At 71.6% G+C, this 14,126-nt stretch carries 10 protein-coding genes and 2 tRNA genes; 8 read left to right on the top strand and 4 right to left on the bottom strand.

Translation table 11 applies throughout. The features are described 5' to 3' along the window. Nucleotides 1-14: 14 nt before the first annotated feature. A complete protein-coding gene (locus KRH_RS09355) occupies nucleotides 15-950 on the bottom strand; it encodes a sugar-binding transcriptional regulator (protein WP_012398961.1) in 936 nt (311 codons plus the stop codon). Between the two features lie 33 nt (nucleotides 951-983). Beyond that, nucleotides 984-2,201, bottom strand: coding sequence for a NupC/NupG family nucleoside CNT transporter (locus KRH_RS09350; protein WP_041297408.1), 1,218 nt, complete (start codon nucleotides 2,199-2,201; stop codon nucleotides 984-986). A 174-nt stretch (nucleotides 2,202-2,375) separates the two neighbouring features. Between KRH_RS09350 and KRH_RS09345 the strand changes: the two genes are divergently transcribed. The 3 genes from KRH_RS09345 (at nucleotide 2,376) to KRH_RS09335 (ending at nucleotide 6,122) form a co-directional block, all read left to right on the top strand. Beyond that, a complete protein-coding gene (locus tag KRH_RS09345) occupies nucleotides 2,376-3,671 on the top strand; it encodes a thymidine phosphorylase (protein WP_012398959.1) in 1,296 nt (431 codons plus the stop codon). A 91-nt stretch (nucleotides 3,672-3,762) separates the two neighbouring features. Next, nucleotides 3,763-4,419, top strand: a complete 657-nt coding sequence (deoC, locus tag KRH_RS09340; RefSeq protein WP_012398958.1) for a deoxyribose-phosphate aldolase — start codon at nucleotides 3,763-3,765, stop codon at nucleotides 4,417-4,419. Further along, nucleotides 4,419-6,122 (top strand): phospho-sugar mutase, encoded by a 1,704-nt coding sequence (locus KRH_RS09335; protein WP_012398957.1) that lies wholly within the window; start codon nucleotides 4,419-4,421, stop codon nucleotides 6,120-6,122. Before deoC ends, KRH_RS09335 begins: the two co-directional genes overlap by 1 nt. A 71-nt stretch (nucleotides 6,123-6,193) precedes the next feature. Here KRH_RS09335 and KRH_RS09330 read toward each other — a convergent pair. Further along, a tRNA-Ser gene (locus tag KRH_RS09330) sits at nucleotides 6,194-6,281 on the bottom strand. Between the two features lie 262 nt (nucleotides 6,282-6,543). Between KRH_RS09330 and KRH_RS09325 the strand changes: the two genes are divergently transcribed. The 5 genes from KRH_RS09325 (at nucleotide 6,544) to KRH_RS09305 (ending at nucleotide 13,828) form a co-directional block, all read left to right on the top strand. Beyond that, nucleotides 6,544-7,527 (top strand): NAD(P)H-quinone oxidoreductase, encoded by a 984-nt coding sequence (locus KRH_RS09325; protein WP_012398956.1) that lies wholly within the window; start codon nucleotides 6,544-6,546, stop codon nucleotides 7,525-7,527. Nucleotides 7,528-7,645: 118 nt separating this feature from the next. Then, the gene (locus KRH_RS09320) at nucleotides 7,646-9,928 is read left to right on the top strand and encodes a carbon starvation CstA family protein (RefSeq protein ID WP_012398955.1); all 2,283 of its coding nucleotides are present in this window, start codon (nucleotides 7,646-7,648) and stop codon (nucleotides 9,926-9,928) included. After that, entirely contained in the window at nucleotides 9,928-10,146 is a 219-nt protein-coding gene (locus tag KRH_RS09315) for a YbdD/YjiX family protein (protein WP_012398954.1), read from the top strand. The genes KRH_RS09320 and KRH_RS09315 overlap by 1 nt, the downstream gene beginning before the upstream one ends. 53 nt (nucleotides 10,147-10,199) lie before the next feature. Continuing rightward, nucleotides 10,200-10,925 (top strand): hypothetical protein, encoded by a 726-nt coding sequence (locus KRH_RS12895; RefSeq protein WP_012398953.1) that lies wholly within the window; start codon nucleotides 10,200-10,202, stop codon nucleotides 10,923-10,925. A 335-nt stretch (nucleotides 10,926-11,260) separates the two neighbouring features. After that, nucleotides 11,261-13,828 carry an HAD-IC family P-type ATPase gene (locus KRH_RS09305; protein ID WP_012398952.1) on the top strand — a complete coding sequence of 856 codons (2,568 nt, stop codon included), beginning with the start codon at nucleotides 11,261-11,263 and terminating at the stop codon, nucleotides 13,826-13,828. Between the two features lie 209 nt (nucleotides 13,829-14,037). Here the strand turns inward: KRH_RS09305 and KRH_RS09300 are convergent. After that, a tRNA-Thr gene (locus KRH_RS09300) sits at nucleotides 14,038-14,110 on the bottom strand. Nucleotides 14,111-14,126: the final 16 nt, after the last annotated feature.

Raw genomic sequence — 14,126 nt, 5'->3', positions numbered from 1 at the left:
CTGGGCCCGGGTGCTCAGCCCAGCACGGCGCGTGCGGTGCGCTCGTCCGTGACCAGGTGGGAGACGTAGCCGGCCTGCAGGGCCGCGCGCAGCACTGGCACCTTGGCGGTGCCGCCGGCCACGCAGATCCGGATCTCCTTCTGCCGCAGCTCGTCCAGAGGCAGGGACACGGTGCGCTCGTCCAGGGCGGGCACGGCCGGGGCGCCGTGGGCGTCGATGAAGTGGGAGCACAGGTCGCCCACCGCGCTGCGGGCCACGGCCTCGCGCTCGCGGGCCGTGAGATAGTCCCGCACGAGCACGGGGGAGTCCTCGGCCACCGAGCCCACCGTGAACAGGGCGGTCCGTGCGCTGCGGCCCAGGTCCAGCACATACCTGATGTGGCGGTCCTGCTCCACCACGCGCTTGACCTCGGGGCTGTCGAAGAGCACGGGCAGGGGCAGGGTGTGCGGGTAGGCGCCGAACGCGGCGCACAGCAGCCGCACCGTCTCGTGGTGGCCCGCCAGGGGTGAGGTGAGGCCGCTACCACCCTTGAGCTGCACCATGTGCACCCCGCTGCGCGGCTGCGGGGTGAGGGCCTGCGCCACGGCGCGCATCGTGCGCCCCCACGTGATGCCCACGAGGTCCCCGTCCGCCACGTTCTCCTCGAGCACCTGGGCGCCCATGCCGCCGAGCTCGTGCAGCAGCTCGTCGTCGGTGTCCGCGGCGGCCACCACGCGCGCCTGGGTGAGCCCGAAGCGCAGGCACAGCTCCCGCCCCACGTCCGAGGAGACAGCACGCGGATCGCGGATCTCGATGCTCACGAAGCCGCGGTCCTTCGCGTGCTGCAGCAGCTTGGAGACCGTGGGGCGGGAGATCGACAGCTGCCGGGCCACGTCCGCCTGCGCGAGGCCGCGCTGGTAGTACAGCCGGGCCACCTCCAGGGACTGCGCGTCCCGGGCGCTCAGCCGCATGCGGCGCACCCTCTCGTCACGCGCGAGGCCACGCTAGAGGCCCATGATCACGCCGACGAGCGCGGCGTTGAGCATGTTGGTGAGGAAGCCGCCGAACAGCGCGAACAGGCCCATCTTGGCCACGTCCCCGCGACGGTCCGGGGCGAGCCCGCCGATGGAGCCGATCTGGATGGCGATCGAGGAGAGGTTGGCGAAGCCGGCCAGGGCGAACGTGGTGATCAGCACGGACTGGGGATCCATGCTGGGGATCGCGGGACCGAACGAGGTGTAGCCCACGAACTCGTTGAGGATGGTCTTCTGGCCGATGAAGTTGCCCACCTGCGCGGCGTCCTGCCACGGCACGCCGATGGCCCACGCGAGCGGCGCGAAGATGATGCCGAACAGACCCTCCAGGGACCACCCCTCGAAGCCGAACAGCGAGCCGGCCCACCCGAGCACGGAGGAGACCAGGGCGATCAGGGCGATGAACGCGATCAGCAGGCAGCCCACGATCACGGCGATCCGCCCACCGTTGAGGGCACCCGTGCCGATCGCGTCGATGAGGTTCTTGGACTCGGTGTCCCGCACTTTGAGGGCGTTCACGGACGCCACGGACTTCTCGGTCTCCGGCATCAGGGCCTTGGCCACCAGCAGGGAGCCGGGGGCGTTCATGACCGATGCCGCGAGCAGGTAGGGCAGCGGGGCGCCCAGCAGGGAGTAGCCCACCAGGGTGGAGCCCGCGGCGGCGGCGAAACCGCCGGTCATGCACGCGAACAGCTCGGAGCGCGTGAGCTTGCTCAGGTACGGCTTGATCATCAGGGGCGCCTCGCTCTGGCCCAGGAAGATCACGGTGGAGGCGAACACAGACTCGATCTTGGACGTGCCCATGATCTTGTTCAGCACGGTGCCCAGCACGTGCACGAACACCTGGATGATCCTCAGGTAGTACAGCGCGCTGATGAGCGCGCCCAGGAAGATGATCACCGGCAGCACGTTGAGCGCGAAGACGAAGCCGTTCTTCTCGTCCATGAGCGGGCCGAAGACGAACGTGGTGCCCTCGTTGGTGAAGCCGATGAGGCCCTGCACCAGGTCGGAGAACCACTTCAGGGCCTCGAAGCCCGGGCCCCACTTGAGGATCAGCAGCGCCACGCCCACCTGCAGGGCCAGCCCCACGGCGAGGGTGCGCCACTTGATGGCGCTGCGCTGACGGGAGAGGAGAACGATGATGCCCAGGATCAGGAAGATCCCGATCAGGCCCTGGAAACGGTCCACGGTGACCCCAGCTTTCGATTCACGGCACCGCGGCGGCTCTGCCGCGGTGCGAACATTTGTCAAAACTATAGTTGCCAGATTTTCCGAAACCGCGCATAGGATTGACGGTGAGTCGTGTCGCGGGCGCGCACCCGCACCAGCACGGCGCCGCATCTGAACGAGGGAGTGAACACGATGGTCGAAGCGTTCGACGCCGTTGACGTCATCCGCATGAAGAGGGACCGCGGGACCCTGTCCCCCGAGGCCATCGACTGGGTGATCGACGCCTACACGCGCGGCGTGGTGGCGGACGAGCAGATGTCCGCCCTGGCCATGGCCATCTTCCTCAACGGGATGGACCGTACCGAGATCTCCCGCTGGACGCAGGCCATGATCGACTCCGGCGAGCGCATGAACTTCAAGGCCCTCTCCCGGCCCACCGCGGACAAGCACTCCACGGGTGGCGTGGGGGACAAGATCACCCTCCCGCTCGCCCCGCTGGTCGCGAGCTTCGGGGTGGCCGTGCCGCAGCTCTCGGGCCGCGGCCTGGGCCACACGGGCGGCACCCTGGACAAGATGGAGGCCATCCCGGGGTGGCGCGCGGACCTTTCCAACGAGCGCATGATGGAGATCCTGGACACCGTGGGTGCGGTGATCTGCGCCGCGGGCAGCGGCCTGGCACCGGCGGACAAGAAGCTCTACGCGCTGCGTGACACCACCTCCACGGTCGAGTGCATCCCGCTGATCGCGTCCTCCATCATGTCCAAGAAGATCGCCGAGGGCACCGGCGCCCTGGTGCTGGACGTCAAGACCGGCCCGGGCGCGTTCATGAAGTCCGAGCAGGACGCCCGGGAGCTCGCGCGCACCATGGTGGACCTCGGCAAGGACCACGGGGTGGACACCGTCGCGCTGCTCACGGACATGTCCCGCCCGCTCGGGCGCACCGTGGGCAACGCCCTGGAGGTGCGCGAGTCGGTGGAGGTGCTCGCCGGGGGCGGGCCGAGCGACGTCGTGCGCCTGACCGTGGCGCTCGCGCGGGAGATGCTCGCCGCGGCCGGTGTGAAGGATGCGGACGTCGAGGCCGCGCTGCAGGACGGGCGCGCCATGGACGCCTGGAAGGCCATGGTGGCCGCGCAGGGCGGTGACCCCGAGGCCCCGCTGCCGGAGGCGAAGCACACGCAGGACGTGCTGGCCGAGACGGACGGCGTGCTCACCGAGATGGACGCGATGTCCGTGGGTGTGGCGTCGTGGCGCCTCGGTGCCGGCCGTGCCCGGCAGGGCGATCCCGTGCAGGCCGGCGCCGGTGTGGAGATCCACGCGGTGCCCGGTGAGCGCGTCACCAGGGGGCAGAAGCTGTTCACCCTGCACACGGACACCCCCGAGCGCTTCGAGCGCGCCCTGGAGTCCCTGTCCGGGGGCGCCACCATCGATCCCGACGCCGCGGAGGGCACCGGCGCCCGCGAGGACGTGGTGATCGACCGGATCGCCTGAGCGCGCTCCCCGCCCCGCCGTGCGTACGGCGTACCCCACGACCGCTGCCGCCCACCGTGCGGCAGCCCCACGAACCACCAAGGAGAACCACATGATCACCCGCGCAGAGCTCGCCGCCATGGTCGACCACACCCTGCTCAAGCCCGAGTCCACCGCGGAGCAGGTGGCGGAGCTGGCCCGCGAGGCCGGGGAACTGGGCACCTACTCCATCTGCGTCTCGCCGTCCCGCCTGGACGTGGAGCTGCCCGAGGGCGTGAAGCTCGCCACCGTGTGCGGCTTCCCGTCCGGGGCGCACCCCTCCGAGGTCAAGGCAGTGGAGGCCGCGGACTCCGTGGCCCAGGGCGCGGACGAGGTGGACATGGTCATCAACCTCGGCCTCGCGATGGACGGGGACTGGGACGGTGTGCGCGAGGACATCGAGGCCGTTCGTGCCGCGTGCCCCGAGCCCACCGTCCTGAAGGTCATCATCGAGTCCGCCGCGCTGAGCGACGAGCAGATCGTCGCCGCGTGCCAGGCGGCGGAGGTCGCCGGAGCGGACTTCGTGAAGACCTCCACGGGCTTCCACCCCGCCGGTGGCGCGAGTGTAGAGGCCGTGCGCCTCATGGCGCAGACCGTCGGGGATCGCCTCGGGGTGAAGGCCTCGGGCGGCATCCGCACCACGGAGGCCGCGCTCGCCATGGTCGAGGCCGGAGCAACCCGCCTGGGGCTCTCCGGCACACGTTCGGTACTGGAAGGACTGGATTCCTGATGAACATCCAGCTTGTCGACCGCGTCCAGCAGTGGCTGGACCACGATCCCGACGACGCCACGCGCGCCGAGCTCCACAGCCTGCTGGAGCAGGCCCGGGGCGGGGACGAGAATGCGCTCGCGGACCTCGAGTCCCGGTTCCAGGGCCCGCTGGTCTTCGGCACGGCCGGGCTGCGCGCCGCGGTCGGTGCGGGGGAGTCCCGCATGAACCGTGCCGTGGTGATCCGTGCGAGTGCCGGGCTGGCCTCGTTCCTGCTGGACCGCGTGGGCCCGGAGCCCCTCGTGGTGGTGGGCTGCGACGCCCGCCACGGCTCCGAGGACTTCGCCGCCGACGCCGCAGCGGTCTTCGCCGCGGCCGGGTGCCGCGCCGTGCGTCTGCCCGCCCAGCTGCCCACGCCCCTCGTGGCGTTCGCGGTGCGCGAGCTCGGCGCGGACGCCGGCGTGATGGTCACGGCCTCCCACAACCCGCCCGCCGACAACGGCTACAAGGTCTACCTCGGCGGCCGCGCCGTGGACACCGACGACGAGAAGGGCGTGCAGATCGTCCCGCCGGACGACGCCCGGATCGCCGAGCGCATCGCGGCCACGCCCTTCGCGGACGAGGTCCCCCGGGACCCCGAGGCCGTGAGCACCGCCGACGACGCCGTGCTCGAGCACTACGTGCAGCGCGCCTCCTCGCTGCGGGCCGGTTCCGAGACCTCCCAGGACATCTCCATCGCCCTGACCCCCATGCACGGCGTGGGGCTCGGCACCGCCCTGCGCGTGCTCGACGCCGCCGGGTTCCGCAACGTCTCGGTGGTCGCCGAGCAGGCGGAGCCGGACCCGGACTTCCCCACGGTGGCGTTCCCCAACCCGGAGGAGCCGGGAGCCATGGACCTGCTCATGGCACTCGCCGCTCGCGAGAACTGCGACGTGGCCATTGCCATGGACCCGGACGCGGACCGCTGCGCCGTGGCCATCCCCACGGGAGCGGGCACGGGCGATCCCGCCCAGGACTGGCGCCGCCTCAGCGGTGACGAGCTCGGGGCGCTGCTCGGTGAGGACGCCGCCTCCGACCCGGACCGGTCCGGGGACACCCTGGCGTGCTCGATCGTCTCGGGCCGGCTGCTCGGACGGATCGCCGAGCGCCACGGGCTCTCCTTCCGCCAGACCCTCACCGGGTTCAAGTGGATCGCCCGCACCCCGGGGCTGCGCTTCGGCTACGAGGAAGCGATCGGCTACTGCACCGATCCCACCGCCGTCCGCGACAAGGACGGCGTGTCCACCGCGGTGCGCGTGGCCTCGCTGGTGGCCGGGCTCAAGCAGCGCGGCTCCACCGTGCAGCAGGAGCTGGACCGGCTGGCCCACATGCACGGGCTCTACGCCACCGCGCCCCTCACGTTCCGCGTGGCGGACCTCTCCCTGATCACCCGCGGCATGCAGCGGCTGCGGGAGAACCCGCCCACGGAGCTCGCGGGGTCCCCGATCGCCGAGTTCGTGGACCTGGCCAGGGGCGGGCCCGAGATGCTGCCCACCGAGGGCATCCTCATGCGCACCGAGGCCGACGACCGCGTGATCGTGCGCCCCTCCGGCACCGAGCCTAAGCTCAAGTGCTACCTGGAGGTCGTGCTGCCGGTGCTCGACGGCGATCCCGTGCCGCGCGAGGACGCCGCCCAGCGGCTGCAGCAGATCAGCACGCAGCTGCGGGAGGTCGTGGGTCTCTGACCCGCGGTCCCCGGACACGGATGAAGCCCCTGCCCCCTTGGAACTCCAGGGGGCAGGGGCTTCGTGGTGGGCGGAAGGTAAGGGATTTGAACCCTTGGTACGGGGTTACCGCACACTGGTTTTCAAGACCAGCTCCTTAGGCCGCTCGGACAACCTTCCCTCCGTCCGTCGCGGGCCTCGCGCCCGCGACGGACGAGTCGCCATTATTCCACGGCCCGCGCCCGCCGGGCCAATGCCGCAGCACGGGCCCGGTCCGGGGGACGACGCCGCCCACCGGGGTGCCGCGCCCACGTCACGCGCCGTCGCGGGCACCCGGGTGCCGCCGTTGCGCGGAGGGGGAACAGCGGCGTCGTGCGCTGGTGCTCCCGGCCCGTGCGGCGTGAGGATGGACGGGACGAGACGACGAGTGGAAGGAAGTCCCATGCGTGCAGTGCGCGACCTGGAATCTGGCGGACCCGAGGTCCTCACGGTGAGCGAGGTGCCCGAGCCGGAGCTCACGGCCGGTGGAGTGCTGATCGAGGTGGCCGCCGCGGGGCTCAACCGCGCCGACGTCCTGCAGCGCCAGGGCCACTACCCCGTGCCCCCGGACGCCACGGACGTGTTCGGGCTGGAGGTCTCCGGCACGGTGCTGGAGCTGGGGGAGGACGTCCCGGCCGACGCCGGACTGAGCGTGGGTGATCCCGTGGTGGCCCTCGTGGACTCGGGCGGCTACGCCGAGCGGGTGCTCGCCCCGTGGCAGCAGGTGCTCCCGCTGCCCGAGGGTGTGGACCCGGTGGCGGCCGCGGGACTGCCCGAGGTGGCGGCCACCGTGTTCTCCAACGTGTTCATGGCCGCCGCGGCACGCGAGGGCGAGACGCTGCTCGTGCACGGGGGCGCCGGCGGGATCGGCACCCACGCGATCCAGGTGGCCCGTGCCCTCGGCATGACCGTGCTGGCCACCGTGGGCAGCGAGGAGAAGGCCCGGGTGGTCGAGGAGCTGGGTGCCACACCCATCCGCTACCGGGACGAGGACTTCGTGGCCCGGGTCGAGGAGCTCACCGACGGCCGCGGCGCGGACGTGATCCTGGACGTGGTGGGCGCGAAGTACCTGGACCCCAACCTCCGGGCGGTGGCCACGAACGGGCGCATCGTGATCATCGGCATGCAGGGCGGTGCCACGGGCGAGCTGAACGTGGGGCGGCTGCTCCAGAAGCGCGCGGCGGTGATCGGCACGACCCTCCGGGCGCGCCCCGCCGCGGAGAAGGCGGCCATCATGGCCGCGGTGCGCGAGCACGTCTGGCCGCTCGTGGCCGCGGGCCGGGTGCGCCCGCTGGTGTCCCGCACGTTCCCGCTGGAGCAGGTCCGCGAGGCCCACGAGTACTTCGACAGCGGCTCGCACGTGGGCAAGGTGCTGCTGAGCATGTGATGCGCCCGCGGCGCCGGGCGGGGTCACCGGGGCGGGCACGTGGCGCGGCTCGCATACAATCGTGCGGGCAATCACACGCGGCACCCAGCGTGTCGGCACGACCTTCGGAGCCTTCCCCATGAGCACCACACACCGTCAGCCCGCGGGGGCACCCCGCCCCACCGGAGGAGGTCCGAGCGACCTCCCGCCCAACCACGTGGATCCCGAGATGCTCGACCGCGAGCAGACCCGGTGGACCCCGCTGCGGATCGCCCTGTGGGTGGCCGTGGCCCTGCTGGGCGGGATCGCCTGGGCCATGATCGCGTTCGCACGCGGCGAGTCCATCAACGCCATCTGGTTCGTGTTCGCCGCCGTGTGCAGCTACTTCATCGCGTACCGCTTCTACTCCAAGTTCATCGAGATGAAGCTGACCCGTCCGGACGACCGGCGGGCCACCCCGGCGGAGTACCACGCCAACGGCAAGGACTTCCTGCCCACGGACCGGCGCGTGCTCTACGGCCACCACTTCGCGGCCATCGCCGGGGCGGGTCCGCTCGTGGGTCCCGTCCTGGCCGCCCAGATGGGGTACCTGCCCGGGACCATCTGGATCATCGTGGGCGTGATCCTCGCCGGGGCGGTGCAGGACTACCTCGTGCTGTTCTTCTCGATGCGCCGCGGTGGCCGCTCGCTGGGTCAGATGGCTCGAGAGGAGCTCGGGGTGGTGGGCGGCTACGCCGCGATCATCGCCACGCTGTCCATCATGGTGATCATCGTGGCGATCCTCGCGCTGGTGGTCGTCAACGCCCTGGGCGAGTCCCCGTGGGGCGTGTTCTCGGTGGGCATGACCATCCCCATCGCCCTGTTCATGGGCGTTTACCTGCGCTACCTGCGCCCGGGGAAGGTCATGGAGGTCTCCGTGATCGGCTTCGTGCTGCTCATGGCGGCGATCGTGGGCGGCGGCTGGGTCGCGGACACCGAGCTCGGCGCGCAGCTGTTCACACTGGACCGCGTCACGCTCGCGTGGTGCGTGATCGGCTACGGCTTCGTGGCAGCCGTGCTGCCGGTGTGGCTGCTGCTGTCCCCGCGCGACTACCTCTCCACGTTCATGAAGGTGGGCACCATTGTGCTGCTCGCCGCCGCGATCGTGGTGGTGCGCCCCGAGATCACCGTTCCCGCGGTCAGCGAGTTCGCGAGCCGCACGGACGGGCCGGCCTTCACCGGGTCCCTGTTCCCGTTCCTGTTCGTGACCATCGCGTGCGGGGCGCTGTCCGGGTTCCACGCGCTGATCGCCTCGGGCACCACTCCCAAGATGATCGAGAAGGAGCGCCAGGCGCGTTTCATCGGCTACGGCGGCATGCTCATGGAGTCCTTCGTGGCCATCATGGCGCTCGTCGCGGCCGTGTCGATCGACCGCGGGATCTACTTCGCCATGAACGCCTCCCCGGCGGCCACCATGGGCACCGTGGAGGGCGCCGCCGCGTTCGTGAACTCGCTCGGACTCTCGGGCGTGCACGTGACCCCCGAGCTGCTGCAGGGCACCGCGGACGCCGTGGGGGAGGAGACCATCGTCTCCCGCACCGGCGGCGCCCCCACCCTGGCCGTGGGGCTGTCTCACATCATGCAGCAGTGGTTCGGCGGGGCCTCCATGATGAGCTTCTGGTACCACTTCGCCATCATGTTCGAGGCGCTGTTCATCCTCACCGCGGTGGACGCGGGCACCCGCGTGGCCCGGTTCATGCTCACGGACACCCTGGGCAACTTCTTCCCCAAGTTCCGGGACGTGAACTGGCGGGCCGGGGCGTGGCTCACCACCGCGATCATGGTGGCGGGTTGGGGCTCGATCCTCATCCTGGGAGTCACGGATCCGCTGGGCGGGATCAACACGTTCTTCCCGCTGTTCGGCATCGCCAACCAGCTGCTCGCGGCGATCGCCCTGGCCGTGTGCCTCGCCATCGCCGCCAACCAGGGGCGCTTCCGGTACCTGTGGATCATCCTGGTTCCGCTCGTGTTCGACGTGGTGGTCACCGTGACCGGCTCGTGGTTCAAGATCTTCTCCCCGGATCCCAAGGTGGGCTACTGGGCCAACCACGTGGCGTTCAAGGACGCCCTCGCCCAGGGCAGGACGAGTTTCGGCACCGCCAAGTCCGTGGAGGCCATGGAGGCGGTGGTGCGCAACACGTTCGTGCAGGGCACCCTGTCCATCCTGTTCGTGGTGCTCACCATCGTCGTGGTGGTCATGGCCACCCTGGAGACGGTCCGGGCGGTGCGGGGACGCGGCCGCGGCGGGAACGAGGACCCGTTCGTGGAGTCCCGGTTCTACGCGCCGTCGGGCCTGGTGGCCACCCCCTCCGAGAAGGCCCTCGAGAAGCAGTGGCAGGTGCTGCCCCTCGAGCAGCGCACCCCCACGGGCGGGGGCCACTGATGCCCGGCACGAGCCCGGCCCCGCTGCTCGCGCGGGCGGCGGGCTGGTGCCGGGCGGCGGTGCGCTTCGGCAACGGGGTGCTGGGCGCGGACCGGTACGAGCGCTACCTGCAGTATCACCGCGCGAGCGGCAGCGACCAGCCGCCCATGACGGAACGCGAGTTCTGGCGCGACTGGCAGGACTGGCAGGACGCCCACCCCGAGGGCCGGTGCTGCTGAGGCGGTAGCATGAACCGCTGCCCGAGGGTGCGGGACGCGGATGCGGAAGAGGGATGACGGTGGGTTTCTTCGGTGACTACAGGGCCTCGCGCCGGGACGAGCGGGAGCTGGGCGAGGGCGTGTGGCGCCGCGCCCACGACCGTTTCAAGCGCGGCCTGGACCGCTACCACCAGATCCTCGAGTCGGTGCGCGACCCCGAGCTGCGCGCCGCGGCCGTGCCCGTGGCCAACGAGCTGGCTGAGCTGCTGCCGCGGGTCCGGGCCGTGTGCACCGAGGCCCACACCCGCGCGCCCTCCCAGACGCAGGACATCCCCCATTCCACGTCCGGCTACCTCTCGGACGTCCACCGGCAGCTCTCGCGGGCCGGCAACTCGATGGCCCAGACCGCCGAGGCCCTGACGATGGCGCGCTTTGCCGCGCAGGGCGTCCCCCGCGCGGCAGCGGCGTCGTGTCCCCGGCATGACGCCGCCCGCGCGGCTCCCGCGGGCGCGGAACCGGCCGCGGGCTCGCCCCTGGGGTCGGATGCAGGGCCGGTCTCCCCGGAACCTGCCCCGACAGTGCCCGGCGGTGAACGGGGCGGGGCGGTCGAGCGGGGCGGGGCGGCCGAGACGGCCCGCCCGACCGCGGAACCCGCCGCGCCGGGTGAGAGCCCGGCTTCCGGGCGGAGTACGAACCCCTCCCTCGACTCGATCCGGCGCCGCTGCGCGGTGGTCGAGGACTACGTGGTGGCGGCCGAGGCGCTGATGGCGGACCACCCGCAGGGCCCGGCAGCGCGCTGAGCCGGACAGGGACGATGCCCGGACAGGTCTCCCGCTCCCCGGCCGCCGTGGCCGGTGGAAAACCCGTCCGGGGCACCGTTGTGTCCCCTGTGACGGACGTCGCGGCGGCCTGGGCCGCGACAACCTGCCGACGATGTTATAAAACGGCGTTGTGCCGAGGAAGACCCGGGGGCAATCGTTGCCATCTTGAGACCTTCGGGGGAGCGCGCGAGGGCCACCGGGAACCCGTTCCCGGAGCCGCGCGACGTCGGGACTCGCGCTGACCGCTCCAAGGCGCGCCATCGGCCGGGGGCCCTCCTAGACTGGGGGCACCACCGACAGCTGCGAGGAGAGCGATGCCCCAACGCACCCAGAACGCCGCGCCCAGGCCGCAGAGGGCCGACGACGGCACGCTGGTGAGGGAGGGGCTGAGCTCGCAGGCCGTCGCCGAGCGCGTGGAGCTCGGACTCACCAATGCGGCGTCGTCCACCACGTCGCGCAGCGTGTGGGCCATCATCCGCACCCACGTGTTCACGCTGTTCAACCTGGTGCTGGGACTGTGCGCGGCGGTGATCATCGCGCTGGGCCGGTGGCTGGACCTGCTGTTCTGCCTCGCGGCGCTGAGCAACGTGGTCATCGGCTTCGTGCAGGAGTACTCCGCCAAGCGGCAGCTGGACAAGATCGCCCTGCTGCGCCGGGACCCGGCCACCGTGCTGCGCGACGGGCGCAGCGTGAAGATCCCCCTCGAGGAGATCGTGCTGGACGACGTCCTGCTGCTCAGCCGCGGGGACCAGGTGCCTGCGGACGCCGTGGTGCTCTCCGCGGACGGACTCGACCTCGACGAGTCCCTGCTCACCGGTGAGAGCGACGCCGTTCTCAAGCACCCCGGGGACCGCATGTTCTCCGCGTCGAGCGTCACCAGCGGCTCGGGCGCGGTGCGCGTCACCGCGGTGGGGGAGAAGTCCCACGCCTCGAAGCTCGCCAACGAGGCGCGGCAGTTCGCGCCCATCAACTCGGAGCTGCGGGCCTCCCTCGCCCGCGTGGTGCGGTGGCTGACCATCGCCCTGGTCCCCATCATCGCGGTGGTGCTCAACGGTCAGATGCAGGCAGCCGGCGGCTGGCACCGGGCCCTCGACTCCGGGTCCTGGCAGGACGCCCTCGTGGCCGCGGTGTCCTCTGTGGCCTCGATGATCCCGCAGGGACTCGCGCTGATGACCACCATCAGCTTCGCCGTGGCGGCGGTCAAGCTCGCCCGGGACGAGGTGCTGATCCAGGAGCAGCCCGCCGTGGAGGTGCTCGCCCGCGTGGACACGGTGTGCTTCGACAAGACCGGCACCCTCACGGAGGGCGGCGTCTCGTTCGACGCCGCCCGCAGCCTGATGCCCCCGGCGCGGGACGACGCCGCCGGGCCGGGCGGCGTCGTCGGCACGGCAGCGGAGGCGGACGCCCGGGAGGACGTCCTGGAGCCCTCCCCGGAGGCCGCCGCGGCGCTCGCGTGGTTCGGGGCGGACCCGCACGCCAACCCCACGGCCGCGGCGCTCGCCGAGGGTTTCGAGCACCCGAACCCGGCCCAGCCCGTTGCCGTGCTGGGCTTCTCCTCCGCCAACCGGTTCTCCGGCGTGGAGTTCCCCGACACCGGTGCCTGGATCCTGGGGGCCCCGGAAGTGCTGCTCGCGGGGGAGGAGCGGGCCGCGGCCCGGGGCCACGCCCAGGACCTCGCGGCCGCGGGCATGCGCACCATGGTGCTCTCCCACGCACCCCACCTGGTCATGGCGGACACCGGCCCCGGGGAGAAGCCGCGCGCGGCGCAGACGCTGCCCGAGGACCTCGAACCGCAGCTGCTGCTGACCTTCAGCGAGCAGGTGCGCTCCGACGCCCGCCGCACCCTGCAGTACTTCCAGGACCAGGGCATCGACCTGAAGGTGTTCTCCGGGGACAACCCGGCCACGGTCGCGGCTGCCGCCGGAATGGCGGGCATGGACGTCTCCCATGGGGCGGTGGACGCGAGCGCCCTGCCGGAGGACGGGGATGAGCTGCACCGTGCGGCACTCGAGCACAGCGTCTTCGGCCGGGTCTCGCCCCACCAGAAGAAGAACATGGTGCTCGGGCTGCAGGACAGCGGCCGCGTGGTGGCCATGACCGGTGACGGCATCAACGACGCCCTGGCGCTCAAGCACGCGGACCTCGGCATCGCGATGGGCAACGCCGCTCCCGCGACCAAGGCCGTGTCCCGCATGGTGCTGCTGGACGGCCAGTTCTCCCGGCTGCCGTCCGTGCTCGCCGAGGGCCGGAAGATCATCGCGAACATCGAACGGGTCACCAACCTGTTCCTCACCAAGACCGGTTTCGCGGTCATGATGGGGCTCGCGCTCGGCCTGCTGGCCTGGACGTTCCCGTTCCTGCCGCGCCAGTACTCCACGGCGGACGCCCTGATGATCGGCATCCCGTCCTTCATCCTGACCATGCTGCCCAACACCCGCCGCTACGTCTCCGGGTACCTGCGCCGGGCGCTGCACTTCGCGCTGCCGAGTGCGGCCATCGTGACGCTGTGCGTGGTGGGGCTGAACTTCTACGAGCGCACCCTGGACCCCGCCGAGAGCACACGGGCGTTCCAGACCGCGAGCTTCATCGTGCTCGTGCTGGTGGGGCTGTGGGTGCTGTGCGTGGGCTCCCGCCCCCTCACGGCCGTGCGGCTGGCCCTGGTGCTAACGATGTATGCGGGTCTGGTGCTCGTGCTCGTGGTGCCGCTGTCGCTGGCGTACCACCAGTTCCAGCTGCCGCACGCGTCCCTGTTCTGGGCGGCCGTGGCCATCGCCGCCGTGGGCTCCGTGCTGGTGGAGATCAACTTCCGGGTGCACACCCGCTGGCTGCGCCGCACTCAGCCGGAGGCGTTCCTCGCGGACGAGCGCTCGCACGAGCACTGACACGCCCCCGCCCGCGGCCGCGCTCTCGTCGGCGAGCCGCCCCGGCCCGGGGCGTTCCCCGCATCGATGGGACGGGAGCCCACCGCGGCTGGTGAGATCAGGCACGCCGGGCAGGGGCCCGGCCCGCCGCGCGTGGTCCTGCATCCCATGGGGGCCGGGCCCGGACACGGGAGAAGCCCCGTCACCTGGTGGTGACGGGGCTTTCGCGGAGCCGCCTGCCGGAATCGAACCGGCGACCTATTCATTACGAGTGAATCGCTCTACCGACTGAGCTAAGGCGGCGTGACCGGGGTGTGGA

It is taken from the genome of Kocuria rhizophila DC2201 (assembly GCF_000010285.1).
In the GTDB taxonomy this organism is placed as follows: Bacteria; Actinomycetota; Actinomycetes; order Actinomycetales; family Micrococcaceae; genus Kocuria; species Kocuria rhizophila_A.
Note: the sequence above shows the minus strand (reverse complement) of the source record. Positions and strands in the feature narration are given on the sequence as shown.

What these genes read in the sequence shown, in the direction of transcription:
- KRH_RS09315 (WP_012398954.1), top strand. Translation starts at nt 9,928, where the DNA reads ATGCCCGGCACGAGCCCGGCCCCGCTGCTCGCGCGGGCGGCGGGCTGG.
- KRH_RS12895 (WP_012398953.1), top strand. Translation starts at nt 10,200, where the DNA reads ATGACGGTGGGTTTCTTCGGTGACTACAGGGCCTCGCGCCGGGACGAG.
- KRH_RS09320 (WP_012398955.1), top strand. Translation starts at nt 7,646, where the DNA reads ATGAGCACCACACACCGTCAGCCCGCGGGGGCACCCCGCCCCACCGGA.
- KRH_RS09345 (WP_012398959.1), top strand. Translation starts at nt 2,376, where the DNA reads ATGGTCGAAGCGTTCGACGCCGTTGACGTCATCCGCATGAAGAGGGAC.
- KRH_RS09305 (WP_012398952.1), top strand. Translation starts at nt 11,261, where the DNA reads ATGCCCCAACGCACCCAGAACGCCGCGCCCAGGCCGCAGAGGGCCGAC.
- deoC (WP_012398958.1), top strand. Translation starts at nt 3,763, where the DNA reads ATGATCACCCGCGCAGAGCTCGCCGCCATGGTCGACCACACCCTGCTC.
- KRH_RS09355 (WP_012398961.1), bottom strand. Translation starts at nt 950, where the DNA reads ATGCGGCTGAGCGCCCGGGACGCGCAGTCCCTGGAGGTGGCCCGGCTG.
- KRH_RS09335 (WP_012398957.1), top strand. Translation starts at nt 4,419, where the DNA reads ATGAACATCCAGCTTGTCGACCGCGTCCAGCAGTGGCTGGACCACGAT.
- KRH_RS09325 (WP_012398956.1), top strand. Translation starts at nt 6,544, where the DNA reads ATGCGTGCAGTGCGCGACCTGGAATCTGGCGGACCCGAGGTCCTCACG.